Here is a 24,153-nt window from a genome sequence, read left to right as displayed (position 1 = left end):
GCTACGGGCCGTCGGGCCGCTGGTAGAGGTCGGGGATCCCGTCGTGGTCGGAGTCTGCGGTCTCGGACCGGTGGATGCGCTGGTAGACGCGGGCACGCAGCCGGAGGATCACCGTGGCCAGCGCGGCCGCGGCCAGGGAGCCCGCCAGGACCGCGATCTTGACCCGTGCGTCGGTCTCGCCCGTGCCGAACGCCAGCTCGCCGATCAGCAGCGACACGGTGAACCCGATGCCGCCCAGGACGGCCAGCCCGGCCATGTCGATCCAGGCCAGCCCCTCGTCCAGGGTGGCGCGGGTGAAGCGGGCCACCGACCAGCTCGCGACCAGGATGCCCACCGGCTTGCCGACCAGCAGTCCCGCCACGATCCCGATCGCCACGGGGTCGCTCAGCGCGTCCGCCAGCCCGCCGAGTCCGCCGATGGCGACCCCGGCGGAGAAGAACGCGAAGACGGGCACGGCCACCCCGGCGGACAGCGGGCGGAGCCGGTGCTCGAAGTGCTCGGCGGGCCCCTGCGAAACGCCGTCCGGCGAGGAACGGGACAGCACGGGGACGGTCAGGGCCAGCAGCACGCCCGCCACGGTGGCGTGCACCCCTGAGGCGTGCACCAGAGCCCAGCACGCGAACGCCGGCGGCAGCAGCACCCACCACGCGCGCGCTCCCCTGCGTACCAGCACGGCGAAGAGCACCAGCGGCAGCACGGCCGCCAGCAGCGGGAGCACCGACAGGTGCGAGGTGTAGAAGAGGGCGATGATGATGATGGCGATCAGGTCGTCCACCACCGCCAGGGTCAGCAGGAACGTGCGCAGGGCGTCCGGCAGGGAGCGGCCGATCACCGCGAGCACGGCCAGCGCGAAGGCGATGTCGGTGGCCGTGGGGATCGCCCACCCGCTGGGCCCCGTTCCACCGGCGATCATCAGGTACACCAGCGCGGGCACCACCACGCCGCCGACCGCCGCGGCCACCGGCACCACGGCCCGGCGCGGGTCGCGCAGGTCGCCGGCGACGAACTCCCGTTTGAGCTCCAGGCCGGCCACGAAGAAGAAGACGGCCAGCAGCCCGTCCGCGGCCCAGGTGGCCAGGTCGAGGTTCAGGTGCAGCGCGGCGGGCCCCACCTCGATCGCCCGCAGGTCCTGGTAGGTCTGCGACCACGGCGAGTTCGCCCAGATCAGCGCGGCGAGTGCGGCGGCGAGCAGCAGCGCCCCGCCGATCGTCTCTTTGCGCAGGATGTCCGCGATGCGGCGCGCCTCGGGCCACGAGCTGCGGTTGAACAGGCGGGACGTGCGGGTGGTGGTGGGGCCGGGCATAAAACTCCGCTCGGGGAGAGGGGACAGGTCGCTCAATCGCCGACCAGACTTCCCGGCACACCTGTATATAACGTATCAAGAACCGCAAAGAACCACATAACGGATCATGCCGCGGCCCTGATCCGTGCGGTGCCGGGGACCTCGGCTCAGCCCACGGTGAGGAAGTCGCCGATCTTCGCGGCGATACGCGGATAGTCGGGACCGAACCAGATCATGTGGCTGTCGGCCCGGCTGTCCACCAGTTCGGCGTCCGGCATCGCCGCGACCAGCGACTCGGCGTGCGCGAAGGGGACCGACCGATCGTGACGGGTGGCGATGACCAGGGCGGGCTGGCCGACCCGTGCCGCGCAGTCCGGCACGGGGAGCAGGTCCGCGACGAAGCCGCGGCCCGAGCGCATCAGGCGGAACAGCCCGGCCAGCGCGGCCCGCTCCTCGCCGGACAGGCCCGCCACGACCTGACGCGCGGGCAGCACGGACAGGTCACGGACCAGCAGGCGCAGCCCGAGGGACGGCGCGGCCCGGATCAGGGAACGGATGGCCGCCCAGGTGCCGCCCTCGACCCGGGGGTCGAACACCACCCGGCCGCCCAGCAGAGTCCGCCGGTCGGGCCACGGCAGGAACCCGACCGCGCTCTGCAGGATCACGCGCTCGACCAGGTGCGGGTGCCGGGCGGCCATGGTCAGCGCGGTACGCCCCCCGGCCGAGACGCCCACGACCGCGGCGACACGTTCGATGCCCAGGGCCCGGCACAACTCGGCGATGGTGTCGGCGAAGCCGGCTGCCGTGCTGCCGGTGGCCGGCGGCGTACGCCCGTAACCGGGGCGGGACGGCGCCAGCACCGCGAAACCGGCGTCGGCGAAGACCTCCTCGCCCAGCGCCAGCCCCGCCCGCATGTGACCACCGTGGAAGACCACGACCGTCGCGGGCCCCTCGCCCTCCAGCCGGTACTCCACCGGCCCCGCCGGCAGGTTCGCGACGGTGGTGGCGCGCTCGGAGAACGCCATGGCGCTTCCTCTCGGGTTGCAGGGTCGAGGCCACGATGGTCACGGCGGCGGGCCGGACGGGCGGCCTGCCGAGTGTGCCGGGCTCAGCTCGGCCCGACGCGCACCGGCAACGCGCTCAGCGCGCGGCGGATGCCGGGCTGCCGGACGATCCGGTCGGCGGGCACGGCCAGCGCCAGCCCGGGGAAGCGGCGCAGGAGCGTGGTGAGCGCGATCTGCGTCTCGGCTCTGGCCAGGGCCGCGCCGAGACAGTGGTGGATGCCGTGCCCGAAGCCGAGATGGGCGTTGTCGGCGCGGCTCGGGTCCAGTTCCTCGGGCCGGGCGAAGCGGCGCGGGTCGCGGTTGGCGGCGCCGTACACCACCTGGACCGCCTCACCGGCCTGGATCGTGACGCCGCCGAGTTCGACGCTCTCGCGGGCGTAGCGCAGGACGGCGATCTCGGCGGGCCCGCTGTGGCGCAGGAACTCCTCCACCGCCGCCTCGACGTCGTCGAGTTCGAGAGCGCGGGTGAGGATCAGCCAGACGCTCTGGCTGATGAGGCCGACCGTGGTCTCGTGGCCGGCGATCAGGATGCTGATCGACATCGCGATCAGCTCCTGCTCGCTCAGCCGGTCGCCGCCCTCGTCGCGGACCGCGATCAGGGCCGACAGCAGGTCGTCACCGCCCTGGCCGGATTTCCGGTCGATGAGCCCGGCCATGTACGCCACCAGCCCGCGTGCCCCGTCGGCGATGCGGGACGGATCGGGAGCGGTCAGGTCGTCCGTCCACGCCCGCCAGGTGTCGCGGTCCTGCGCGGGCACGCCGAGCAGTTCGCAGATGACCGCGATCGGCAGCGGAGCGGCGAAGCGCTCGATCAGGTCGAACTCGTCCGGCAACCCCGACAGCAACTCGTCGGCGAGCTGCTGGATGCGCGGGCGCAGCCGCTCGACCCGCCGCGCGGTGAACGCCCGCGACACCAACCGCCGCAGCCGGGTGTGGTCGAGCGGGTCGTAGGCGCCGAGCGTGTGCATCAGGTACGGGGCCACGTCCTCGGGCAGCCCGGCGGCGGCGGCCACGTCGACCCGGGACTGCTTGGTGGGATCGCTGCCGAAGCGCGGGTCGGTCAGCACGGTCAGGCTCTCGGGGTGACCGGTGACCAGCCACAGCGGCGTGCCGTCCAGGTACGTGCCGGGGCTGGCCGGCCCTTCGGCCGAAAGGGCGGCCAGGACCGCGTCCCGGTCGGGGGCGGTCAGCAGATCAACGAGGTCGGCCATGCTCATACCTCCAGGAGGAGTTCGCTGTTCGCCGACCAGGCTTCCCGGCACACCATCGGCCCGATTGCTGCCGAGTATTGGCAATATAGCCAAAGTTCGGAAATTTCTGAAGCCTCCCTGGAAGTGACTATCCTGGCCTCGGAGGTGGACGGTGAGCGAGCAGGAGCGATGGCAGGCCGCGGAACGATTGGCGCTGGTGCTGACCGAGGGCGGCCTGCAGCGCATGTCGGCGCGGGCCCTGGCGGTGTTCCTGTTCACCGACGCCGGCGCCGTCACCATGGGCGACATCGCCGACCGGCTCGGCGTCAGCGCGGGCTCGGTGTCCGGCGCGGTCAAGGCGTTGCTGTCGGTCGGCCTGATCGAACGCCTGCCCGCGCCCGGCAGCCGCCGCGAGCACTACCGTCTGCGCGACGACGCCTGGCCCACCCTGTTCTCCACGCAGAACACGGTCGTCCACGTCATGCTGGAGGCCGCCGACGCGGGGATCGCCACCACGGCCTCCGGCGACCCGGCCCATGAACGGCTGACGCGGATGCGCGACTTCTACGCGTTCCTGCTGAGCGAGTTGCCCGGCCTGCTGCGCCGCTGGGAGGAACGGCGCGCACCCCGCTGATCGCACCGGGGAACCGGACCGGATGCCGGTCAGACGTCGGTGAACGTCCAGGTGTCGAGGCCGCTGATCTCGCTCAGCCCCGTGGTGGAGCAGGCGGTCAGGTCGAGGTTGGCGAAGGTGATCGTCTGGGTGACGGAGGCGCCGGCGAGGGTGCCGGAGGAGATCACACCGGTGGAGGTGCCGATCTTGGTGCCGTTCGCGTTGGTGAAGCCGTTGGTGTAGTTCCAGGTGCTGGTGGTGCCGTTGGTCCAGTACAGGGTCTCGGTGCCCGATCCGCTGCCGAAGAACGTGGTGCACGACTGGGTGGCCGTTCCGGAGAACGGGCCGAGGAAGCCGGTCAGGGCCGGGTGGGTGAGGCTCACGCAGAGGGTGGCCTCGTCCTGGCCGCTGACGGAGACGGTCTGAGCGGTGTTCGTCAGCGCCGGGGAGAACTCGACCGCGGTCGTGCCCGTGCAGTTGACCAGCGCGACAACGGCTGCGGCCGGCGCGGGAGCGGCGACCGCCGCGGCACCGGACAGGACGAGCGCGGACAGGGCCGCGAGGATCTTCTTCATGAGATCACAGGTGCGGGTCGATGAGCGCCAGCACGTTGGCCTTGCTCGCGGGGCCGATCCTGGACGCGACGATCGCGCCGCCCTTGAACAGGTACAGCGTCGGGATCGCGTCGACCTCGTACTGGGGAGGCGTGGCCGGGTTCTGGTCGATGTCGAGCCTGCCCACGGTGACCTTTCCGGCCCGCTCGGTGGCGACCTTCGGCAGCTCCTGCTCCAGCGCCTTGCACACCGCGGACCATTCGGCGCGGAATGACACCAGCACCGGCAGCGGCGCCTTGAGCACAGCCGTGGGAAATGTAGCATCGGTGAAATCGACCACCGTCGCCATGAATACCTCCGCTCGGAATCAGCCGTCTTTCTCTCCATGGAGCATCGCATCCGGCACATTCCTGTCAAGGGCCGTCGCACACTCCCGTGGCCTTTCCGGGAATATCCGATAATTTGCCCGATTCACCGGAATCACCTGGCCGGCGCGCCGACCAGGGAAAATTTCTCCAACCGGAGGTCATAAGTGGCGTAGCGGTCGGCGCGTACCTCGGCGGAAATCGCGAATATCACTCATGCTCGGCGATAGCCCGCACTGTCCTTTTCCGGTGGCAGTCCGGGAACCCAGGTGAAGGGAAGCCGCATCATGGCCGAGCAGGGACGCGTGCGCTGGAAACGCTTCGCCGGGATCCTCGTCCCCGTCACGGCGCTGACGGGGCTGCTGGTCGGGGCCACGGCTCAGGGCGTCATCGGCGCCACGTTCGTGGTCTCGGGCCGGAGCTTCAAACTGTTCTCCGGCGAACTGCGCGGACAGGGCTTCACCCTGGCCACCGGCGTGGACCGGACCAAGAAGGGCCGGCTCATCCCCGTCATCGTGGCCGGCATCCGACGGGCCACGGTCTCCGACCTGTGCACGAGCGCGCTGGTGAAGACCCCCGTCGGCACGGTGACGCTCCGGCTCACCGGAGCCCGGGACGGCAACGTGGCGAGCATCGACGACCTGGTGATCGACGTGGCGCTCGGACAGACGGCCGCCTCCATCCGCGACCTCGAACTCGGCCGCGACGCCAGCACCCTGGACGAGGTGCCCGACGGCAGGGGCCCGGCCGGCACCTTCGGCGGCCAGGCCAGATCGGTCACCCTGCACAACGTCCGGCTGAGCGCGTGGGCCGCCACGGCCGCCACGTTCAGCCTGCCCGACCTGCGCCTCAACATCGTGCGGGGTGAACAGGAATGCTTCTAGGACGATCCCGGCCCGGCCTCCCGGACGGCGACCGCGTCCGGTCCAGGGGCCGGCGGCGGAAGGCGCTGAGGTCATGGCGGCGCTCGCGGCCGTTCTGGGGCGGGCTGTTCATCGTCGCGGCGGGGGCGGAACTGCTGTGGCTGCCGTTCGCTCTCGACGCGCTGTCGGCGGCCATCACGTTCGGCGCGGTGGGAGCCAGCTATCTGATCGCGCTGATCATGATGGTGGCGGGGATCCTCGTCTGGCTGCAACCCGCCCAGCGGATCTTCCTCGGCCTGGTGGCCGTGGTGCTCTCGATGGCCTCCTTCGTCTACTCCAACCTGGGCGGTCTGCTGGCCGGCATGATCCTGGGCCTGCTGGGCGGCACGCTGGCGATGGCCTGGGCTCCCGACAACCGCCCCGGCAACCGCCTCGACACCGCCGGCGTCCGGAGCACGCTCACCGCGGCACGGACGTTCGCATCACGCGTGAGCGCCACGACCTGGACGGCGACCGCCGCCCTGGGACGGCGTTTCCGCCGGCCGGCGGCACCAGCGAGCGCCCGCGTCGAGACCGGGAAGACGCGGGAGCGGGCGGGGTGAGAAGTCATCGGGGCGCACCCGGCGCGAACATGAGATCGACGAGCAGGTGCAGGTGCGTACGGAAGCGCCGCAGGGCCTGGGCGTCGTGCGGCCCTCGCATCTGGCCGTCCGGCGCGAGCACGCCCCCCACGACGAAGCCGCGGACGCACCAGATCAGGCTCCACAGCGCCTCGTCGAGGCCGACGTTCGGCGCGACGAGGTCCCGCAGTTCGTCCGTGACCCGGTCGAGCAGGGGCCTGAGGTAGCGGGCCTCCATCCCGGCGACGTCGGCGGCGTCCCCGAGCCACCGGTGTATCCACAGTTCGGGCACCTCGGGGTGGGTCACGCAGAAGTCCAGGTGACGGTCCGCGAGCCGGCGCACGCCCGCCTGGTCGTGGGTGAACTCGGCGAAGGCCGCGTCCTGGCCGGCCTTCAGGGCCAGGAATGCCCGCTCCATCACCTTGAGGTAGATGTCGTGCTTGTCGCCCACGAGGTCGGCCATGGCGTCGCCGTCGATCCCGGCCGCGTCGGCGATCGTGTGCAGCGGGGTCGCGTCGTAGCCGAGGGACGCGAACAGCCGGGTGGCCGTCTCGACGATGCGCTCCCGCTCCTGCGGCTGGGAGTCGCCGGTGCGACTGGGTCCTGACACGGTCCACACGCTAGTCGCCTGAAGCGCCCAAACCATCACAATGCGTGAAGAGTTTCGGTTGTCGTGGCGATCCGCACGTCGAACTGCCACATCCCGGGAACGGCGGTGGCCAGGAATTTACGCACCCGCCGACCCGGGCGTGCGCGCTCCGTTCAGGTCAGCGGGCGCACGTCCGCGACCCCGTACTCGGCTACCGAGGCGGCGAGCATCTCGGCGCTCTGCGTGTCGCCGGGGCCGCTGCCGCGGAACGCCTCGACGGCCGGCTGCGACTCCCAGCGCTCGAAGATGTTGACGCGGCCGGCGTCCACCAGGTCCGCGCTGATGGCGAAGTCCAGGCAGCCGGGCGCGCGGCGGGCCGCCTCGACGACGCCCGCGCAGTCCGCGAGAAGGCGCTCGCGCTGCCGCGGCTCGACGACGACATGCCCTGCGACGATCACCATGTGCTGCTCCTCCGCCGGGTCCGGATGGACCATTCCGGGTGATGACCGCCGGCCGGGCCGGAACTCATCGGTGCTCGCCGCACGGACGCGACGATCCCCGGCCGCATGCCCGTCCGGTCCCGGGCCACTGTGGGAGCCCGCATGATCGTCCAGCGAAAAGGCCGGCCACCGCGACCCAGCGGTGACCGGCCCGTCCTGGGAGTCAGGCTCTAGGCGCCGGCCTTGACGGCCTTGGCCGTGGCGCGCAGTTGCTCCTCCTCCTCGCGGCTGAGCGAGGTCTGGATGATGTGCCCGCCGTGCTCGGCGATCTGCGGGATGACCTTGTCCGGGGTGCTCCGCACGACGAGGAGGAACAGGGCGGCGGTGCCCGGTTCGAGCTTGGTGGCCAGTTCGCGCATGAAGTCGTCGTCGACGCCGGCGTCGGTGAGGGCGCCGCCCGCGGCTCCGCCCGCCGCGCCGAGGGCCATGCCGAGCAGCGGCATGAAGAACAGCATGCCGATCAGGCCGCCCCACAGGGCGCCGCCGGCCGCTCCCCTGCCCGCCATGCTGGTGGCCTGGTGCAGCTTGATCCTGCCGTCCTGCTTGCGCTCGACGACGGCGGCGTCCTCCAGCGTGATCAGGTTCTCCTTCTGCATCTGCGCCAGGCGGTCGCGTACGGTCATGGCCGTGTCGACGTCCGGGTAGGCGATGGCGATGAGATTGCTCATGGACGATGTCTCCTTGCGGTGTGTGATCAGGGTGTGACGATGGCGAAGTCCGCTGTGGGCTTCTCCAGGACGGCGGTCAGCCGTCGCAGGACGGCCAGGTCGCCGTCGTGGTCGATGCCGCCGGCGTCGCCGCCGTCGAGCAGGCTCACCAGCCGCTTGTGGGGCAGCCGGAGCGTGAGGTCGGCGCCGTCGCCGGACGGTTCCGTCTCGTGGATCAGGGCGCCGTTGGACATCGTGGTCCGGTGGCGTTCGTCCAGGTCGGTGAGGTGCCAGTCGATGGCGAAGCGCTCGTTCCAGGCGTGCGGGCCGTCCACGCGGATGGCGATGGAGTCGAAGACCTGCTCCGCGGTGAGCGCGCTGAGCATGTCGGGCGAGACGGTGTCGGTCGCGGCCTTCGACGGGTGGCCGGTCAGCTCGGCGGCGCCGGTCAGGTAGAAGTTGCGCCAGGTGGCGTTCTCGGCGCCGTGGCCGAGCCGCGTGTAGACCTGGGCCAGCAGGCGGCGGGCCGCGGAGTCGTTCTCGTCGGCGAAGACCACGTGGTTGAGCAGGGTGGCCGCGAAGCGCAGGTCGCCCTCCTTGACGTAACGTCCGGCCAGGGCGACCACGGCGGAGGTGCCGCCGAACGCCTCCACGTAGCGGCGGGCCTGCTCGACCGGCGGGTGCTCCCACAGGTGGGCGGGGTTGCCGTCGAACCAGCCGAGGTAGCGCTGGTAGATGGCCTTGACGTTGTGGCTGACCGAGCCGTAGTAGCCGTGGGTGTGCCAGACCTGTTCGAGGGCGGGCGGCAGTTGCATGGCCTCGGCGATCTCGCTGCCGGTCATGCCGCTGTTCAGCATGCGCACGGTCTGGTCGTGCAGGTAGGCGTACAGGTCGCGCTGCTGGGTCAGGAAGGTGACGATGTGCTCCCGGCCCCAGGTGGGCCAGTGGTGCGAGGCGAAGGCGACGTCCGCCCGGTCGGCGAACAGGGCGATGGCCTCGGTGAGGTAGCGGGACCACACGCGCGTGTCGCGGACCAGCGCGCCGCGCAGGGTGAGCACGTTGTGCAGGTTGTGGGTGGCGTTCTCGGCCATGCACAGGGCGCGGCGGTCGGGGAAGAGGAAGTTCATCTCGGCCGGGGCCTCGGTGCCGGGCGTGAGCTGGAAGACGATGCGGACGCCGTCCACCGTCTCCTCCTGCCCGGTGTGGGTGATGTCGCGATTGGGCGGGATGAGGGAGACGGTCCCGGACGAGGTGCCCATGCCGAGGCCGCAGCCGAGCTGACCCTCCGGCGAGGGGGGCAGGAACTGGCCGTACATGTACGCGGCCCGCCGGTTCATGGCGGTGCCGGCGTAGACGTTCTCGGAGACGGCGTGCTCCATGAAGTGCGCGGGCGCGATGACGGGGATGCCCGCGCCGTCGGTCACACCGCGGGCGCCGCCGAAGTGGTCGACGTGGGAGTGGGTGTAGATCAGGCCGGTGACCGGGCGGTCCCCCCGGTGCTCCCGGTACAGCTTGAGCGCGGCGGCGGCGCACTCGGTGGAGATGAGCGGGTCGATGACGATGACGCCGCGCTCGCCCTCGACGATGGTCATGTTCGACAGGTCCAGACCGCGCACCTGGTAGATGCCCTCGGTCACCTCGAACAGGCCCTGCTTGGCGCACAACTGGGCCTGTCGCCACAGGCTCGGGTGCGCCGTCCTCGGGCAGTCGCCGTCGAGGAAGTCGTAGACGTCGTTGTTCCAGACGACCCTCCCGCCGGCCGCCTTGATCACCGCTGGCGACAGCTTGGCGACGAAGCCGCGCTCGGCGTTGTCGAAGTCCGTCCGGTCGTGGAAGGGAAGATCTGCCATGCGACCGTGCTGCCCTGAGCCCGCTCCGGAAAAGTCAAGGAACATCCCATAAGTGGACATACTTCGGCGGGTGGGAGGCTCACGCCTCTTCCTTGCCCGTGACCAGCGGGGACGCCCAGGCGGTCGCCGGGTCGGCGTCGATCAGCACGGCGCGGGCGAAGGCGCTGAGCGGCACCGCGAGGATCGCGCCGAGCGCACCCAGCGCCCAGGTCCACACCAGCAGGGACAGGATGGTCACGGCGGTCGACAACCTGGCCGACTCCCCCGTGAACTTCGGCTGGATGACCGACTGGATCAGGAAGTTCAGCACGCAGTAGGCCACCACCACCCCGACCATCGTGGCCACCCCGGAATCCAGCAGGGCCAGCGCGGCCGGCGGGATCAGGCCGATGACGAAGCCGACGTTCGGGATGTAGTTGGTGATGAACGACAGCAGCCCCCACAGCAGCGGCAACGGCACCCCGAGCAGCACGAGGGCCACGGTGTCGAACGCCGCCACGACCAGCCCGAAGACCGTGCAGACCACGAGGTAGCGGCAGGTGTCACGGGCGAAGCCCTGCAGCGCGGTCACCAGGTGCGGGCGGGTGGCCGCGGTCCTGGCCAGCGTCCGCCGGAAGGTGACGGCGTCCAGGCTCATGCCGTACAGCACCAGGACCATCAGCACCGCCGCCGAGGCGGTCCCGGTCAGTCCGGCCAGCAGGCTCTGCGCCGCCTGGACGACCCGGCCCACGTCGATGCCGCTCAGCGCCTTCTTGATCTGGGCCTGCTCGATGCCGAGACCGTGCAGGACGGCGGCGGCGGAGGACACCAGGTGCTGGAACTGGTCGGCGTACTTCGGGACGAGGTCGGCGAACCTGGCCACGGCGATCCCCACCGCGCCGCCGAGCAGGCCCAGCACCAGCAGGATGACGGCGAGCGGGACGAGGGCCGCCGCCCAGCCCGTCAACCGGTTGCGCAGGGGGCTCACGGCGATCGTCAGGGTGAGCGCCAGGAAGGCCGGCCCGATGATCCCGCCGAGCTGCTTGACCCCCCACAGGACGATGATCGCGGCGGCGCCGGCGCTGAGTGTGCGAAGCCCGCCGGACAGCGGCGCGACGTACTTCACCAGCATGCCGCGACGCTATGTCGTCACATGTGTGGTTCGCGGGGGCAACACGCGGGTTCGTGCACTCTTGGCCGAGCGCATACCTTCGCCCGCGCCCGGGGTCAGGAGGCGGAAGCCTCCCATTCGCGGCACGGAACGAGCGGGTGGTGACGGTAGATGGTGCCGACGGCCAGGTCGCTCGGCTGGAGGTAGACCTCCTGCCCCGCCGGACCACACACGCACTGGGGCGATTCCTCGTGCCCCATGGTGTCGTCAACGGGGCGTATGTGAACGATCTTACGCATCGACCTTCTCCAAAGCGGGGGAGATTTGCCGCCAACTCTATCCCTTTAAATCACCTTTCAGACCGTTTGCCGCATTCGCCAGGGGCCGTCGAGGGAAGCACGTCAAGATGCGGGTCTCGACCGCATCGAGGCTCGGGACGCCCGGCGAGGGGGCTGTCATGGCGTTCGCGGCGGGACTTCGCGGAGTCCCGCGCCGCGATCTGGCCAAGAAGATCATCGCGGGCGTGACGCCGGCCGCGTCGAGCCGGCCTACGCCCAGGCTCTGGTGTGCGCGCTGGCGTTCCTCCTCTTCTACGCCTTCCGGCTGCGGCGTCCCGTCCTGACCATCGGCCGGGATTGCCAAGATCATGGATACGTAGTGTAATCATTTGACTACGCAAAGCCATGGTCACAGATACCGGAGAACCCATGCGTCACATCCGCCCCACCCTCGCCACCCTCACCGGCACGCTGCTCACCCTGACCCTCACCGGGATCACGCAGGCGGCCCCGGCCCACGCGGCGGAGATCATCATCATCGACGGCTACACCCAGACGGTGAAGGAATCGTCCGGCACCCCCGTCACCTGCCCGACGAACCAGGTCCTGCTCGGCCGCTCCCACTCCGGCGACGAGAACGGCAGCACCACCTACTACTGCGGCCTGATCCTCATCGACGGGCAGCAGGTCAGGGTGGGCGCGCCGACCTGGAGCGACTCCCAGCGGGAGAGCAACTCCTTCTTCGCCGCCCCGGGCGACCACGTCCTGGTCGGCCGCCAGCACTCCGGCGACGAGAACGGATCCACCCGCTACGCCACCGCCACCATGAGCGCGTGGGGCCGCACCGTCGAGCTGACCTCCTACCGCTGGAGCCCCGGCCAGAAGGAAAGCAGCAGCTACTCCAAGGCCGGCGACTACGAGGTCATGACCGGCCGCCAGCACAGCGGCGACGAGAACGGCCAGACCAGCTACCAGTACGCCAGGATCTCCGACTAACCATCCGAACCCGCCGACCGCCCTGGGCGGTGCTCGGGTCCAGGGCGGAATGCCGTTCGACCACGCGGTCGCCATCCTCGAGCCCGGTTCAGCGGCCGTCCAGTGCGGCGAGTTGCGTCTGGACGCGTTCGGCGTCGGTGACCCGCCGCTGGGCCCGATAGAGGTCGAGCGCCTGACCCCAGGCGTGGCGGGCCTGGCCGGGACGTTCGAGGGCCGCCTGGGTGTGGCCGATCCGGTCGAGGGTGTCGGCTTCGTTGTAGGCGTGGCCGAGGTCCTGGAACAGGGCGCGGGCCCGTTCGTAGTGATCGAGCGCCTCGGCGTGCCGGCCGGTGTGGTGGGCGATGTAGCCGAGGCTGTTGAGGGTGTCGGCCTCGCCCTCGGGGTCGGCGTGCCGGCGGTAGCTGCGCAGTGCCGCCTCGCAGTGCGCGCGCGCCTTCTCGTACTGGCCGGACTCGGCGTGGAACCAGCCGACGGTGCTGAGCGCGTCCGCCTCCCACACCGGGTTGCCGAGGGTCCGGTACAGGCCGGAGGCGCGGGTCAGGTGGTCCACCGCTCGCTGGTCGGCGCGATCCGCCTTCTCCACCCATCCGAGCGCCATGTGCACGTGAGCCTGCGCGGCCGTGTCGCCGGTGCGTTCGGACAGGGACAGGGCGTGCCGGAGATGGTGACGGGCTTCGGGGTGGCGGCCCAGCTCGGACCAGGTGTTGCCGAGAAACCGGTGGGCCTGGATCTGGACGGCGACGTCACCCAGACTCTCGACGGCGGCCAGGCCGGCCTGCCACATGGCCAGGTCCTCGTGCCAGCGCCCGCGCCGCCGGTGGAAGGTGCGCAGCGCCCAGGCCAGCCGCCACACGGCGGCGTGCCGGTGCTGGTCGGCGGCCAGCCGGTGCGCCGCGAGCAGACCGGCGTGCTCCGCGTCGAACCAGGACAGCGCAGCCGCCTGGTCCTGCAGCGGCTCAGGACGGCAGCCCGCGACCGGGACGCCGATCTCGATGGGCTCGCGGTGCTGCTGCAACAGCCGATCACCCGCGTACGCGGTGTGCAGGTAGAAGTCGACCAGCCGCCGCAGGGCGGCGGTGCGCGTGTCCGGGGAGAGGCTGCGGTGGGCCTGCTCGGAGGCGTGGACGCGGATCAGGTCGTGCATCCGGTAGCGTCCGCGCACGTGCTGCTGGATGAGGTGCGCGCTGTCCAGTTCCCGCAGCGCCATGCCGGTCCTGGCGGGCGGCGAGCCGGCCAGGGAGGCGGCGGCCATGAGGCTGATGTCCGGTCCGGGGGCCAGGCTGAGCAGGCCGAGCAGGTCGGCCGCGGCGGCGTCGAGGCCGTGCCGCGACCAGGAGAACACGGCCCGCACGTTGAGGTCGGCCTCGCCGGTGTCCAGCGCGTCCAGCCGGGTCGAGTGGTCGCGGAGCTCCTCGGCGAAGCCTGACAGCGGCAGCCCCGGATGGGTGACGACGCGAGCCGCGACGATGCCCAGCGCCAGCGGCAGGCCGCCGCAGTACCGCAGCAGGTCCCGTGCCGCCTCCGGTTCGGCGGTGAGCCGGTCGGCGCCGAGGTGGCGGGTGAGCACGTCGCGTGCCTCGGCCGGGCTGAGCACGTCCAGCAGGACCGGGCGGGCGCCCTGGGTGGCGACGAGGCCGGTGAGCTTGTCACGGCTGGTGATCAGCACCGTGCAGGTGGAGCTGCCGGGCAGCAGCGGGGCCACCTGGCCGGTGGTGGCGGCGTTGTCCAGCAGGACGAGCATGCGCTTGCCCGCGACGAGGCTGCGGTAGAGCGCGGCCTGCGCGTCGGGATCGGCCGGGATCGCGGTGGGGGCGACGCCGAGGGCGTCGAGGAAACCCCGGATGGCCGTGGCCGGGCTGACCGGTTGCCCGCCGGGGGCGAAGCCGCGCAGGTCGACGTACAGTTGCCCGTCGGGGAAGCGGCCGGCCTGTTGATGGGCCCAGCGCAGGGCGAGCCAGGTCTTGCCGATGCCGGCGGTTCCCTCGATCGCGAAGGTCACCATGGACGTCCCGGACGGGCCCTGCATCGCGGCGGTGAGATCGCGTAACTCCCTGGCCCGGCCGGTGAACAGTTGCGGTGGCGCCGGGAGCTGCCGCGGCATCGGCATCGGCGACGATCTCGCCTCAGGCCCGCGCACCCGGAGTTCCAGCGCCGGATCGGCGGCCAGGATCCGCTGGTGCAGGCGTTGCAGCGGCGGGCTCGGGTCCGCGCCCAGTTCCTCGGCCAGGCGGTCGCGGATGCTCTGGTAGCGGTCGAGGGCCTCGCCCTGGCGGCCACCGCGGTAGAGGGCGAGCATGAGCTGTCCCGCCAGGCGCTCGTCCAGAGGCCGTCCGGCCGACCGGGTGTGCAGCGCGGCCAGCAGTTCGTCATGGCGGCCTCGGGACAGCAGGAGGTCGCCGAGATCCAGCTCGGCCCCGATCCGCTCGGTCTCCAGCTCCGCCCGGAGCGGACGGATCCAGGGGGTGTCCAACTCGGTGAAGGGCTCCCCGCGCCACAGCGCCAGTGCCCGGCTGAACAGGTCGATGGCCGACGCGGGGTCCTCGGCGGACCGGGCTCCGGCGATCAGCTCATGGAAGTGGTGCAGGTCCACGAGCCCCGGATCCAGGGTGAGCAGGTATCCGCTCGCCTGGCGCGCGATCCGGACCTCGTCGGTGACGGCGAGCGCGTGGCGCAGCCGGGTGAGATAGGTGCGTAACGTGCCGCGAGCCTGGCGTGGAGCGCGGTCCGCCCACACGCGCTCCACGAGCTGATCGGCCGGGATCGGCTGGTTGGGATCCATCAGCAGCGCCGCCAGCACGCATCGCTGCCGCGCCGGCCCGACGTCGATCGCACGTCCGTTCACGTGCGCCTCGATGCTCCCCAGCAAGCGGAACTCGACGGCGACCCGGCTTCCCGGCCGGGAGCGTTCCCCCAGGGCATCGACGATCACTCAGTCGATTCAACGTTCTTTTCAGCATTTGTCAACGATCCGTAGCGCACGATGTCCGTCATGGCAGCGGTGGCGGGAGCCCGGTTTCCGGCCCTGCAACGGCCGTCCGCGAAACTCGATCGACTCCCCTCTTCCGCCCCACACGGCGGCACCCACGCGATAGGTACTGAGAATGCCGGACCCGATCGTCCTCGTCCTGACGCAGGAATTCGATGTCACCGCCGACTGCGTCGTGCGGATACTCAACGAACGCGGTGTACGAGTCTTCCGGTACGACACGAGCCGCTTCCCGCGCAGCTCCACGCTGACCACCAGGTCCACCGGCACCGGCTGGCACACGACACTCGTGGACTCGACCTACGGCCGCCGCTCGGTCCGCCTCGAAGCGGTCACCTCCGTCTGGTACCGGCGGCCGGCGCCCTTCACCACCGACCCGGCGCCGCAGCAGGCCCACCGGGAGTGTGCGGTGAAGGAGAGCGCCCATGCCGTGGGCGGGATCTTCACCGCGTTTCCCGCACGATGGGTGAACCTTCCGGCCGTCGAGCTGCGAGCCCGCTACAAACCGCTCCAGTTGAAGGTCGCGCGGGAAGCTGGGCTGCGCATCCCGAAGACGCTCATCACCAACGATCCGGAGGAGGTTCCGCGCTTCCACCGGGAGTGCGGCACGCCCATCGTCTACCAGACGCTCGACAGCGGCCTGCCCCACGGGCCCGGCGGCCGGCCGCGCGGGCTGCCCACCATCGTCCCGCACGACCTTTCGCCGGACGTCCTGTCCCGGTTGCGCTATTCGCCGTGCGTCTTCCAGGAGCTGATCGACAAGGCGTACGAGCTGCGGATCACCGTCATCGGCGGGAAGTTCTTCACCGTCCGCGTGGACGACACGGACGACGAAGGCGGGCCACCGGCCGACTCGCGCGGCTTCCCCGGAACCGCCCGCTACACCCGGGTGCCGCTTCCGGACGAGACGGAGAAGGGGCTCAGGCGGCTGATGGACTCCTTCGGCCTCGCCTACGGCGCGATCGACATCGCGGTCGATCGGGCGGGTGAGCACCACTTCCTGAAGATGGACCCGGCCGGCCAGTTCGCCTGGCTCGACGACGAGGTGCCCGGCCTGGATCTGGCCGGCGCCATGGCCGACTACCTGTCCGGGACGTCGGACTAGCCGCGAGCCTCCGGCGGACTCGGCTGGAGAGGATGAGGGGCGCTGCGCGGAGTTGTGGGGCGTCGGCACCGGATTCCCCGCCTCCGCCGCTCCCTGGGACCTGCTCTCACCTGAGACGCCGGACGGCCCGGGGTGCGGCCCCGGACCGTCCTCGGTCGAGTTCCGCTCCCCGGGTCACCGGAAGTGGTTCTCCTTCAGTTCGACGACCCAGGCACGGCGTTCGGCGATCTTGCCGTCCCGCATGACGAACACCTCCGCCATGGACATGCGCAACTCGCCGCCCGCGGCCCGCCGCACCGACCCGGTGAGTTCCGCCATGACGACATCGTCCTGCTCGACCATGCGCACGACCTCCAGGTGCGGAGGGTTGACGAGCTCGGGCGGGCCGTCGATGGCCGCGTCGTAGGCGACCTTGCCGGTCAGGTTGTAGGAGCCGAAGACGGTCCACTCGATGTCGTCGGTCAGGCAGGACAGGATCTGCTCGTGGTCGTTCTTGCGGAAGCCGTCCAGGTAGGTGTGGACGGTCTCGATGTTGCGCGACATGTCTGCTCCTTCGCATCGCACGCGGTTCCAGAGGGCTCCGCCGCGCGATCCGGCGGCCCTCTCACCGGTAGTCGGAGCGACCGCAACATTCTTGACACCACCCCGCCTCGGCCCGACGCGTGCGACCGCGCCCGTCAGGAGGAAACAGGTGTCCGGCGGGTGCGCCGTCGGCGAGGGCGGGTTCTCCAGGAGCATGCCCGGAGAACCCGCGCCGGCGAAGGTGTCAGGAGCCGCTGATCGCCTGGTCGGAGCCCAGCGTCTCGGTCCGGGTCTGCAGGAACGTGCGCAGCGTCTTCGCCTCTTCCTCGATCTTGGCGGTGTCGGCCTTGTCGTTCAGCTTGTAGGCGGTGACGAGGTTGTCGAGCAGGCCGGAGGCGGTGCCGTCGGCCAGGAGCTTGGCGTACAGGGCGCGGTACTGCTCCTCGTAGAGCTTCTTGAAGGTGGCGTTCTTGAGGAACTTCTCCTTCAGGGGATGGCCCATGCGCATCATGCCGCCGCCGCCCTCCGGACGTCCCTGCCCGCCACCCTCAGGCGGTGCGAAACCCTGCGGTGGCTGATCCTGGCCCTGCTGATCCTGGCCCTGCTGATCCTGGCCCTGCTGATCCTGGCCCTGGGTCGGCTGGGCGCGTCCCCGGCCGAAGCCGCCCATCCCGATCGTGTCGTTCACGCCGCTCTTGGCGTCGCCGTTGAAGGCGAGGTTGAGGTCCCAGGTGATGACCTTGAACTTCCTGGTGCCCGAGTCGTACCACAGGTAGTAGTTCTTGCCGGGCCCGGCCATGTCGTCGAAGTTGACCATCATGTGCTGCAGGGCCAGGTAACGGGCGAACGACTCCACGTCCAGGCGGTCGGCGAGGCCCTCGGCGAATTCGGTGTCGGTAGCCTCGTTCGCCCATTTGACCAGGTCGATGACCGCTTGCAGGTCCTTGCCACCGATCTTGTTGATCTGCTTGAAGTCGGTGGTGTACTCGGTCTGGTCCTCACCCTTGTAGGTGAAGGAGCCGCTGGCCAGCGACTTGTACAGCACACCGTCGCCGAGACTCTCCGCGTAGCCCTCGTCCAGGTACTCCACCACCAGGCGCGGGGTGGAGACGCGGTCGTTGACGGTGAAGGAGCTGTAGGCGGAGCGCTGGGTCGGCTCGCCGGCGGCGCCGACCAGCGCGATGCCGAGCGCCTCGTTCAGCATCGTCGTCGAGCCCATCGCGGCCGGACGGACGGCCACCTGGCTGTGGTTCTGGTAGCGGCGGCCCTCGACGAACTCGTCGAAGCTGATCAGCCACGGCAGGTTCTCCGGCTCCTCGGCCTTGAGCGACGAGCCGAACATGCCGCCGCCTCCGGGCGGCCCGCCGTTCCCCTGCGGCTGCCCGGCCTGGGGCTGCCCGGCCTGCTGCTGGCCATCTCCAGGCGGCTGGAATCCTTCCGGCGGCTGGAATCCTTCGGGTGGCTGGAATCCTTCGGGTGGCTGGAATCCTTCGGGTGGCTGGAAACCCTCCGGCATGCCTTCCGGCCGCTCGCCGCCGCCGGGCCGCCGCCCGCCGCCCGGCACGGCCCGCTGCTTGGACTGGCCCTTCCAGGTCAGCCCCATCAGGGTGGAGTTGCCCTTGAGGCGGACGCCGACGCTGGGGATGCGGGTGCCGTCGATGGTCAGGTCGGCCTCGACGTACTTCTTCTCCCCTTCCTTGAAGTACTCGTTCAGCATGTCCTCGTACGCCTGGTCGGTGAAGGTGAGCTTCACCTCGTGCGCCACGGAGGCGTCGAACAGGTCCTTGGTGCCGGTCAGGTTCGTGGTGACGGTCTTGGCTTCGGCGGCCTGGGCGGTGGTGACGTACGGGCGGATGGTCCCGCTGCCGAACACGCCCCAGCACGCCGCCAGGAAGGCCACGCACAGCGCGACCAGCTTCCAGTTGTGCCGGAGTCTGACCGGGATGCGATGCTTGAACTGCTTGGGCTGCGCCATCTGCCGGGCCTACAGGTCCGTCTGGTCGTACCCGGTCAGGACGGTGACCGACTGGCCGTGGTTGCGCTCGCGCAGCGCGCCGATGAGGTCCGCGGGCTCGCTGCCCTTCTTGATCTTGACGGTGTACATCAGCTCGGTGAGCGCGCCCGCCCGGATCGACTCCATGCTGACCAGCTCGAACTCGTCGGTGTGCCGGATGAGCACGTCCTGGATCGACGCGGTGAAGTCCTCGTCCGACGGGACCTGCACCTTGACCACCTGACGGCGCACGTTGAGCTGGAACCAGTTGAACCGGTGCATGACCATGATGATCAGCGAGATCGCCACCGCGGCGACGACGCCCAGCACGTAGAAGCGGGTGCCGACGGCCATCCCGACGCCCATCACCAGGAAGATGAACCCGACGTCACGGGTCTCCTTGATGGCGTTCCGGAACCGGACCACCGACAGGGCTCCGACCAGGGCGAAGGCGCGGGCGATGTTCGAGCCGACCACCAGCATGATCAGCGAGATCAGCATGCCCAGGATGACCAGCGTCTGCACGTACGACTGGCTGTAGGACACGTTGCGATGCGTCGCCCGGTACACCCAGCCGATCATCGCGCTGAGCACGAACGACAGCGACATCGCGATGGCGATGTCGGCCACGCTGAACGTGCCGGAAAGATCCTGGAATGAGAAGTCCATGGGGTCATGCCTCCAGCGCCGGCGTCGGCCGGTCGGCGTCGAGATCGTGGTCGGGAACGTGGAAGATCGAACGCGGGGCCAGGCCGTGGGCCTCCACGCTCTGGCAGTACTTGGAGACCCGCACGACCTGCAGGTTCCGTTTGGCGGTGAGGTCGGTCAGCCAGTACGGCACCCGCTCGTTGGCCTTGACCTCCACGATGGCCTTGCGGGCGGGGACGATGAGCCGGTTGTCGGTGTCCGCGCCGAGGTGGAAGTCCCGGTCACGGCCGCGGATGCGCTGGTCGAAGGTGACCCGTAGGCCCACGTCGGCGTTGCGGCCCAGGTAGGCGTGTCGCTGGTACCCGGTCATCGCGACGGCCCGCAGGTCCAGGCGCAGGACGAGGTCGAGCACCTCCTCCAGGAAGGCGCTCTGGGAAGGCTCGTGCTCGACCATCTGGCGGCCGTCGCACAGGCGCAGCGCGTCCCGGTACGGCAGGCGCACCCGGCGCTTCTGCGTGACCCGGTTGACCCGCTGCTTGATCTCGACGAACACCGGCGTGCCGTCGTCCACGGCGAACCGGTCGCCGTAGTGGCGCACCCGCAGCTTCCTGCGGAACTTCAGGCCCTCGATCTTCTCCCAGTAGAAACGCAGTTGCCGGGTGTCGTAGTACACGCTCCAGATGCCGTAGCCCTGGTCACCGCTGTGACGGTCGCGATCCAGCCGCTGCTCGATCTCCTCCCGGAGCGCGAGCGCCTCGGTCGCGTCCACGAGGTACTTGATCTCGTACCGGTTGAAGGCGTGCAGCTTGCTCGGAGCCCGGAGCCGGTGGCCCTGGTCGTCGTCCGTCCCGGTGCCGGGCGCCGGCTGAGTGTCGCCGCCGGCTGCGGAAACGGCTGGTTTGCGGAACCTTCGCAGCATGTCCCTCCTTTCGTCAGCACATGGTCAGCCCACATCGGACAGCACGAAGCTGGGAATAATGTGTGAACCAGACCTGACGCGAGGGTGAACGCGGCGACCGCCGGGGGCCGCCGGGAGTCGCGAACCCGCGCTCCGCCGATCCGGGCCGCGCGGCTAGGATCAGGCCATGTCGCTGACCACGGACGACGTCGGCCGGTTCGTCGCCTGCCGGCCGAGGCTCGAGGCCATCGCCTACCGCCTGCTCGGCTCGGCGGCGGAGGCCGAAGACGTCGTGCAGGAGACGTTCCTGCGCTGGCAGGCCGCCGACGTCGAGGCCATCGACGTGCCGGAAGCCTGGCTCACCAAGGTCCTCACCAACCTGTGCCTCAACCAGCTCTCCTCGGCGCGGGCCCGCCGCGAGACCTACGTGGGCCGGTGGCTGCCCGAGCCGCTGCTCGCCGGCGACCCGATGCTCGGCCCGGCCGACACCGCCGAGCAGCGCGAATCGGTCTCGTACGCGGTCCTCACCCTCCTGGAGCGCCTGTCCCCCAATGAGCGGGCGGTCTACGTGCTGCGGGAGGCGTTCGACTACCCGCACCGGGAGATCGCCGCGATCCTCGACCTCACCGAGGCCGCCAGCCAGCAGATCTTCCACCGTGCCAAGAAGCACGTCGCCGACGGCAGGACCCGCACCGAGATCGACGACGCCGCCGCCCGGCGCATCGTCGAGGAGTTCCTGGCGGCGGCCACCAGCGGCCGTACCGAGCCGCTCGTGCGCCTGCTCACCACCTCCGCCGTCGCGATCGGTGACGGCGGCGGCAAGGTCCCGGCCAGTGCCAGGGTGGTCGAGGGCGCGATCGAGGTCGCGAAGTTCCTGCGCGGCCAGTTCAAGCCCACCGCCGCCAAGCGCGCGGCGCTCGGCGGCGCGGTCGCCATCCACGCCTGGGTCGCCAACGGCGAGCCCGCCCTCGTGGCCGTCCTGGACGGCCGGGTGGTCGGCGTCATGTGCATGGAGGTGACCGCCGACGGCATCACCGCGATCCGTACCCAGGTCAACCCCGACAAGCTCGCCCGCGCGACCGAGCTGTGGGCGACCGTCGAGCACGGGGAGCCGCTGGTCGACGCCTACTGAACGGGATGTGACGTGTCTCACATCCCGTTCCTGTCAGGAAACGGTGAGCCATCCGGTTCAAGGGGCGAAACCAGCCAAGACAGGAGCAGGCACATGAAGCACCGCGTGATCGTCCTCGGAGCCGGGTACACCGGAGCGGCCGCCGCAGGCCGTCTCGCCAAGCGGCTGCGTCCCGAGGAGGTCTCCATCACCCTCGTCAACGCCGAGCCCGACTTCGTGGAACGCGTCCGCATGCACCAGGTCGCGACCGGCCAGGACCTCAGGCGCCGGCCGTTCAGCGAGATGTTCGCGGGCACCGGCGTCGAGCTGCGGCTGGGCCGGGTCACCCGTGTCGACGTCGGCCGCAAGACCGTCACCGTCGACGGGGAGGAGCTCGCCTACGACACCCTCGTCTACGCCCTCGGCAGCGGCTGGAACACCCAGGACGTCCCCGGGACCACCGAGCACGCCTACGAGATCGCGAGCCGGCCGGGCGCGCTGCGGCTGCGCGAGCGCCTGGCCGGGCTCGGGGCCGGGCAGACCGTGACCGTCGTCGGCGGCGGCCTCACCGGCGTGGAGGCCGCGTCCGAGATCGCCGAGGCCCGCCCGGACCTCACCGTCGCCATCGCCGCCGGCGGCGAGTTCGGCGACTGGCTCTCCCCCAAGGGCCGCCGCCACCTGCGCAAGGTCTTCACCGGGCTCGGGATCACCGTGCACGAGAAGGCCACCGTCACCGGCGTCGAGGCCGACCGCGTCACCCTGGCCGACGGCCGGACCGTCCCGTCCGCGGTCACCTTGTGGAGCGCCGGGTTCGCGGTCCACCCGATCGCGAGTGCGAGCGACCTGGAGGTCGGCGCCACCGGCCAGATCGTGGTCGACGGGACCATGCGCTCGGTCTCGCACCCCGACGTGTACGCCATCGGTGACGCGGCCCTGGCCATGGGCAAGGGCGGCGGGCCGCTGCGGATGTCGTGCGCCTCGGGCATTCCGACCTCGTACCAGGCCGCCGACGCGATCGCGGCCCGCCTGACCGGCGGCAAGGTCCCGAACGGGTCGGTGGGCTACTTCATGCAGTGCGTCTCGCTGGGCCGCAGGGAGGGGCTGATCCAGTACGTCACCGACGACGACCGGTCCCGCCCCGCGGTCCTGACCGGCCGGCTCGCCACCGCCTACAAGGAGCTGATCTGCAAGAGCGCCGCCTGGGGCGTCGCCAACCCGACGCTCGGGATGCCGGTCCGGCGGCGGCCCGTCACCCGGTCGCGGGCCGCGTCGGGCTCGGTCGCCAAGGCGGCGGCGTGACCGGGTGGCTCCGGCGGGGCGGGGCTCAGCGTTCGCTGTCCAGATCGGCCATGCCCTGGCGGGGGTAACGGTCGCCGCGGGCCGCGCCGGGCGGGATGAGCTCGTCGATGCGGGCGAGTTCCTCGGGGCTGAGCGAGACGCGGCCGCTGCCGACGAGCGTGGCCACCTGGTCCGGCCGCCGCGCGCCGACGACCGGCACGATGTCCTCGCCCTGCGCCGCCACCCAGGCGATCGCCAGTTGCGCCACGGAGGCGTCCTTCGCCGCGGCGAGCTCCGCCAGCCGCGCCACGAGGGCGACGTTGTGCTCGCGGTCGGCGCCCTGGAAGCGCGGCAGGACGGCCCGCGCCCCGCCGAGTTCCCCGCTGCCGCCGATCAGGCCGCGCGACAACACCCCGTAGGCGGTGACGCCGATGCCGAGTTCGCGGCAGGCGGGCCGGATCTCGTCCTCGATGCCGCGGCTGAGCAGCGAGTACTCGAGCTGCACGTCGCAGATCGGCGCGACGGCCGCGGCCCGGCGGATGGTCCGCGCGCCGACCTCGCTGAGGCCGATGTGGCGCACGTAGCCCTGCTCGACCAGCTCGTTGATCGCGCCGACGGTCTCCTCGATCGGCACGGACGGGTCGAGCCGGGCCGGACGGTAGACGTCGACGTAGTCGGTGCCGAGTCGCTGCAACGAGTAGGTCAGGAAGTTCCGCACGGCGGCGGGGCGGGCGTCGATCCCGGCGGGCCGCCCGGTGGGCCCGCGCAGCGCGCCGAACTTGACGGAGAGCACGACCTCGTCGCGGTCGCGCTCCCGCAACGCCCGCCGGATCAGCGTCTCGTTGTGCCCTGAGCCGTAGAAGTCGCCGGTGTCCAGCAGGGTGCCGCCGGCGTCCAGGTACGCGTGCAGGACGCGCACGCCTTCGTCCTCGTCCACGGGGCCGTACGCGCCGGACAGGCCCATGCAGCCGAGGCCGGGCGAGGAGACGAGGGGGCCGGTGCGGCCGAGCCGCCGGGTGCCGAGGTCGGTCAACGTTGTCATGCCTCCACTGTGCGCGCCCCCGGACGGCCGGACCAGGTACGGCCCATCCAGGGACTGCCTGGTCCTGGT

The 24,153-nt window shown here is 70.9% G+C and carries 25 protein-coding genes; 7 read left to right on the top strand and 18 right to left on the bottom strand.

Annotated features, from left to right (window positions below; all coding sequences use genetic code 11):
- Position 1: 1 nt before the first annotated feature.
- The 3 genes from nhaA to FAF44_RS05385 form a co-directional block, all read right to left on the bottom strand.
- Positions 2 to 1,303 (bottom strand): Na+/H+ antiporter NhaA, encoded by a 1,302-nt coding sequence (gene nhaA / locus FAF44_RS05395; RefSeq protein WP_237101882.1) that lies wholly within the window; start codon positions 1,301 to 1,303, stop codon positions 2 to 4.
- Positions 1,304 to 1,449: 146 nt separating this feature from the next.
- The gene (locus FAF44_RS05390) at positions 1,450 to 2,307 is read right to left on the bottom strand and encodes an alpha/beta fold hydrolase (RefSeq protein ID WP_237101881.1); all 858 of its coding nucleotides are present in this window, start codon (positions 2,305 to 2,307) and stop codon (positions 1,450 to 1,452) included.
- Positions 2,308 to 2,390: 83 nt separating this feature from the next.
- Entirely contained in the window at positions 2,391 to 3,557 is a 1,167-nt protein-coding gene (locus FAF44_RS05385; protein ID WP_237101880.1) for a cytochrome P450, read from the bottom strand.
- 151 nt (positions 3,558 to 3,708) lie between these two features.
- On the opposite strand from FAF44_RS05385, the gene FAF44_RS05380 reads away from it, so the two are divergent.
- Complete coding sequence (locus FAF44_RS05380; RefSeq protein ID WP_237101879.1) at positions 3,709 to 4,170, top strand: GbsR/MarR family transcriptional regulator; 462 nt, start codon at positions 3,709 to 3,711, stop codon at positions 4,168 to 4,170.
- Positions 4,171 to 4,199: 29 nt separating this feature from the next.
- On the opposite strand, the gene FAF44_RS05375 is transcribed toward FAF44_RS05380, so the two are convergent.
- Together FAF44_RS05375 and FAF44_RS05370 are read right to left on the bottom strand one after the other, a co-directional pair.
- Positions 4,200 to 4,724 carry a hypothetical protein gene (locus FAF44_RS05375; RefSeq protein WP_237101967.1) on the bottom strand — a complete coding sequence of 175 codons (525 nt, stop codon included), beginning with the start codon at positions 4,722 to 4,724 and terminating at the stop codon, positions 4,200 to 4,202.
- 4 nt (positions 4,725 to 4,728) lie between these two features.
- The gene (locus tag FAF44_RS05370; protein WP_237101878.1) at positions 4,729 to 5,052 is read right to left on the bottom strand and encodes a co-chaperone YbbN; all 324 of its coding nucleotides are present in this window, start codon (positions 5,050 to 5,052) and stop codon (positions 4,729 to 4,731) included.
- Positions 5,053 to 5,355: 303 nt separating this feature from the next.
- Between FAF44_RS05370 and FAF44_RS05365 the strand changes: the two genes are divergently transcribed.
- Together FAF44_RS05365 and FAF44_RS05360 are read left to right on the top strand one after the other, a co-directional pair.
- Positions 5,356 to 5,952 carry a DUF6230 family protein gene (locus tag FAF44_RS05365; RefSeq protein WP_237101877.1) on the top strand — a complete coding sequence of 199 codons (597 nt, stop codon included), beginning with the start codon at positions 5,356 to 5,358 and terminating at the stop codon, positions 5,950 to 5,952.
- Positions 5,943 to 6,533, top strand: coding sequence for a DUF6114 domain-containing protein (locus FAF44_RS05360; RefSeq protein WP_237101876.1), 591 nt, complete (start codon positions 5,943 to 5,945; stop codon positions 6,531 to 6,533). The genes FAF44_RS05365 and FAF44_RS05360 overlap by 10 nt, the downstream gene beginning before the upstream one ends.
- 4 nt (positions 6,534 to 6,537) lie before the next feature.
- Here the strand turns inward: FAF44_RS05360 and FAF44_RS05355 are convergent, their stop codons facing one another.
- The 7 genes from FAF44_RS05355 to FAF44_RS05325 all read right to left on the bottom strand — a co-directional run bounded on the left by FAF44_RS05355 (position 6,538) and on the right by FAF44_RS05325 (position 11,875).
- Complete coding sequence (locus FAF44_RS05355; RefSeq protein ID WP_237101875.1) at positions 6,538 to 7,161, bottom strand: TetR/AcrR family transcriptional regulator; 624 nt, start codon at positions 7,159 to 7,161, stop codon at positions 6,538 to 6,540.
- Between the two features lie 152 nt (positions 7,162 to 7,313).
- Positions 7,314 to 7,601, bottom strand: a complete 288-nt coding sequence (locus FAF44_RS05350; protein WP_237101874.1) for a putative quinol monooxygenase — start codon at positions 7,599 to 7,601, stop codon at positions 7,314 to 7,316.
- Between the two features lie 209 nt (positions 7,602 to 7,810).
- Positions 7,811 to 8,308 carry a DUF1269 domain-containing protein gene (locus FAF44_RS05345; protein WP_237101873.1) on the bottom strand — a complete coding sequence of 166 codons (498 nt, stop codon included), beginning with the start codon at positions 8,306 to 8,308 and terminating at the stop codon, positions 7,811 to 7,813.
- A gap of 26 nt (positions 8,309 to 8,334) precedes the next feature.
- Positions 8,335 to 10,137, bottom strand: coding sequence for an alkyl/aryl-sulfatase (locus tag FAF44_RS05340; RefSeq protein ID WP_237101872.1), 1,803 nt, complete (start codon positions 10,135 to 10,137; stop codon positions 8,335 to 8,337).
- Positions 10,138 to 10,216: 79 nt separating this feature from the next.
- Positions 10,217 to 11,248: an AI-2E family transporter gene (locus FAF44_RS05335; RefSeq protein ID WP_237101871.1), complete on the bottom strand. Its 1,032-nt coding sequence runs from the start codon at positions 11,246 to 11,248 to the stop codon at positions 10,217 to 10,219.
- Positions 11,249 to 11,343: 95 nt separating this feature from the next.
- On the bottom strand, positions 11,344 to 11,526 hold the full coding sequence (locus tag FAF44_RS05330; protein WP_237101870.1) for a hypothetical protein: 183 nt from the start codon (positions 11,524 to 11,526) through the stop codon (positions 11,344 to 11,346).
- 37 nt (positions 11,527 to 11,563) lie between these two features.
- A complete protein-coding gene (locus tag FAF44_RS05325) occupies positions 11,564 to 11,875 on the bottom strand; it encodes a hypothetical protein (protein ID WP_237101869.1) in 312 nt (103 codons plus the stop codon).
- Between the two features lie 59 nt (positions 11,876 to 11,934).
- Here FAF44_RS05325 and FAF44_RS05320 point away from each other — a divergent pair, with 59 nt between their 5' ends.
- The gene (locus tag FAF44_RS05320) at positions 11,935 to 12,501 is read left to right on the top strand and encodes a hypothetical protein (protein ID WP_237101868.1); all 567 of its coding nucleotides are present in this window, start codon (positions 11,935 to 11,937) and stop codon (positions 12,499 to 12,501) included.
- 88 nt (positions 12,502 to 12,589) lie between these two features.
- Here the strand turns inward: FAF44_RS05320 and FAF44_RS05315 are convergent, their stop codons facing one another.
- A complete protein-coding gene (locus FAF44_RS05315; protein WP_237101867.1) occupies positions 12,590 to 15,430 on the bottom strand; it encodes a BTAD domain-containing putative transcriptional regulator in 2,841 nt (946 codons plus the stop codon).
- 172 nt (positions 15,431 to 15,602) lie between these two features.
- Here FAF44_RS05315 and FAF44_RS05310 point away from each other — a divergent pair, with 172 nt between their 5' ends.
- Positions 15,603 to 16,592 carry an MvdC/MvdD family ATP grasp protein gene (locus FAF44_RS05310; protein ID WP_237101866.1) on the top strand — a complete coding sequence of 330 codons (990 nt, stop codon included), beginning with the start codon at positions 15,603 to 15,605 and terminating at the stop codon, positions 16,590 to 16,592.
- Positions 16,593 to 16,766: 174 nt separating this feature from the next.
- Here the strand turns inward: FAF44_RS05310 and FAF44_RS05305 are convergent, their stop codons facing one another.
- The 4 genes from FAF44_RS05305 to FAF44_RS05290 form a co-directional block, all read right to left on the bottom strand.
- On the bottom strand, positions 16,767 to 17,135 hold the full coding sequence (locus FAF44_RS05305; RefSeq protein WP_237101865.1) for a nuclear transport factor 2 family protein: 369 nt from the start codon (positions 17,133 to 17,135) through the stop codon (positions 16,767 to 16,769).
- Positions 17,136 to 17,358: 223 nt separating this feature from the next.
- Positions 17,359 to 19,089 (bottom strand): CotH kinase family protein, encoded by a 1,731-nt coding sequence (locus FAF44_RS05300; protein WP_237101864.1) that lies wholly within the window; start codon positions 19,087 to 19,089, stop codon positions 17,359 to 17,361.
- Positions 19,090 to 19,098: 9 nt separating this feature from the next.
- Positions 19,099 to 19,776, bottom strand: a complete 678-nt coding sequence (locus FAF44_RS05295; RefSeq protein WP_237101863.1) for a DUF4956 domain-containing protein — start codon at positions 19,774 to 19,776, stop codon at positions 19,099 to 19,101.
- Between the two features lie 4 nt (positions 19,777 to 19,780).
- On the bottom strand, positions 19,781 to 20,674 hold the full coding sequence (locus FAF44_RS05290) for a polyphosphate polymerase domain-containing protein (protein ID WP_237101862.1): 894 nt from the start codon (positions 20,672 to 20,674) through the stop codon (positions 19,781 to 19,783).
- 166 nt (positions 20,675 to 20,840) lie between these two features.
- Here FAF44_RS05290 and FAF44_RS05285 point away from each other — a divergent pair, with 166 nt between their 5' ends.
- Together FAF44_RS05285 and FAF44_RS05280 are read left to right on the top strand one after the other, a co-directional pair.
- Positions 20,841 to 21,785, top strand: a complete 945-nt coding sequence (locus FAF44_RS05285) for an RNA polymerase sigma-70 factor (protein ID WP_237101861.1) — start codon at positions 20,841 to 20,843, stop codon at positions 21,783 to 21,785.
- Positions 21,786 to 21,878: 93 nt separating this feature from the next.
- Positions 21,879 to 23,063 carry an NAD(P)/FAD-dependent oxidoreductase gene (locus tag FAF44_RS05280; RefSeq protein ID WP_237101860.1) on the top strand — a complete coding sequence of 395 codons (1,185 nt, stop codon included), beginning with the start codon at positions 21,879 to 21,881 and terminating at the stop codon, positions 23,061 to 23,063.
- 25 nt (positions 23,064 to 23,088) lie between these two features.
- Here FAF44_RS05280 and FAF44_RS05275 read toward each other — a convergent pair whose 3' ends face one another.
- Positions 23,089 to 24,084, bottom strand: coding sequence for an aldo/keto reductase (locus tag FAF44_RS05275; RefSeq protein ID WP_237101859.1), 996 nt, complete (start codon positions 24,082 to 24,084; stop codon positions 23,089 to 23,091).
- Positions 24,085 to 24,153: the final 69 nt, after the last annotated feature.

It is taken from the genome of Nonomuraea sp. MG754425 (assembly GCF_021699195.1).
In the GTDB taxonomy this organism is placed as follows: Bacteria; Actinomycetota; Actinomycetes; order Streptosporangiales; family Streptosporangiaceae; genus Nonomuraea.
This window is presented reverse-complemented; position numbering and strand designations above follow the sequence as displayed.

Bases quoted from the DNA above. Each gene is read 5' to 3' on its own strand.
- nhaA (WP_237101882.1), bottom strand. From the start codon at position 1,303: ATGCCCGGCCCCACCACCACCCGCACGTCCCGCCTGTTCAACCGCAGC.
- FAF44_RS05390 (WP_237101881.1), bottom strand. From the start codon at position 2,307: ATGGCGTTCTCCGAGCGCGCCACCACCGTCGCGAACCTGCCGGCGGGG.
- FAF44_RS05385 (WP_237101880.1), bottom strand. From the start codon at position 3,557: ATGGCCGACCTCGTTGATCTGCTGACCGCCCCCGACCGGGACGCGGTC.
- FAF44_RS05375 (WP_237101967.1), bottom strand. From the start codon at position 4,724: ATGAAGAAGATCCTCGCGGCCCTGTCCGCGCTCGTCCTGTCCGGTGCC.
- FAF44_RS05370 (WP_237101878.1), bottom strand. From the start codon at position 5,052: ATGGCGACGGTGGTCGATTTCACCGATGCTACATTTCCCACGGCTGTG.
- FAF44_RS05365 (WP_237101877.1), top strand. From the start codon at position 5,356: ATGGCCGAGCAGGGACGCGTGCGCTGGAAACGCTTCGCCGGGATCCTC.
- FAF44_RS05360 (WP_237101876.1), top strand. From the start codon at position 5,943: ATGCTTCTAGGACGATCCCGGCCCGGCCTCCCGGACGGCGACCGCGTC.
- FAF44_RS05350 (WP_237101874.1), bottom strand. From the start codon at position 7,601: ATGGTGATCGTCGCAGGGCATGTCGTCGTCGAGCCGCGGCAGCGCGAG.
- FAF44_RS05345 (WP_237101873.1), bottom strand. From the start codon at position 8,308: ATGAGCAATCTCATCGCCATCGCCTACCCGGACGTCGACACGGCCATG.
- FAF44_RS05340 (WP_237101872.1), bottom strand. From the start codon at position 10,137: ATGGCAGATCTTCCCTTCCACGACCGGACGGACTTCGACAACGCCGAG.
- FAF44_RS05335 (WP_237101871.1), bottom strand. From the start codon at position 11,248: ATGCTGGTGAAGTACGTCGCGCCGCTGTCCGGCGGGCTTCGCACACTC.
- FAF44_RS05330 (WP_237101870.1), bottom strand. From the start codon at position 11,526: ATGCGTAAGATCGTTCACATACGCCCCGTTGACGACACCATGGGGCAC.
- FAF44_RS05325 (WP_237101869.1), bottom strand. From the start codon at position 11,875: ATGATCTTGGCAATCCCGGCCGATGGTCAGGACGGGACGCCGCAGCCG.
- FAF44_RS05320 (WP_237101868.1), top strand. From the start codon at position 11,935: ATGCGTCACATCCGCCCCACCCTCGCCACCCTCACCGGCACGCTGCTC.
- FAF44_RS05310 (WP_237101866.1), top strand. From the start codon at position 15,603: ATGCCGGACCCGATCGTCCTCGTCCTGACGCAGGAATTCGATGTCACC.
- FAF44_RS05305 (WP_237101865.1), bottom strand. From the start codon at position 17,135: ATGTCGCGCAACATCGAGACCGTCCACACCTACCTGGACGGCTTCCGC.
- FAF44_RS05300 (WP_237101864.1), bottom strand. From the start codon at position 19,089: ATGGCGCAGCCCAAGCAGTTCAAGCATCGCATCCCGGTCAGACTCCGG.
- FAF44_RS05295 (WP_237101863.1), bottom strand. From the start codon at position 19,776: ATGGACTTCTCATTCCAGGATCTTTCCGGCACGTTCAGCGTGGCCGAC.
- FAF44_RS05290 (WP_237101862.1), bottom strand. From the start codon at position 20,674: ATGCTGCGAAGGTTCCGCAAACCAGCCGTTTCCGCAGCCGGCGGCGAC.
- FAF44_RS05285 (WP_237101861.1), top strand. From the start codon at position 20,841: ATGTCGCTGACCACGGACGACGTCGGCCGGTTCGTCGCCTGCCGGCCG.
- FAF44_RS05280 (WP_237101860.1), top strand. From the start codon at position 21,879: ATGAAGCACCGCGTGATCGTCCTCGGAGCCGGGTACACCGGAGCGGCC.
- FAF44_RS05275 (WP_237101859.1), bottom strand. From the start codon at position 24,084: ATGACAACGTTGACCGACCTCGGCACCCGGCGGCTCGGCCGCACCGGC.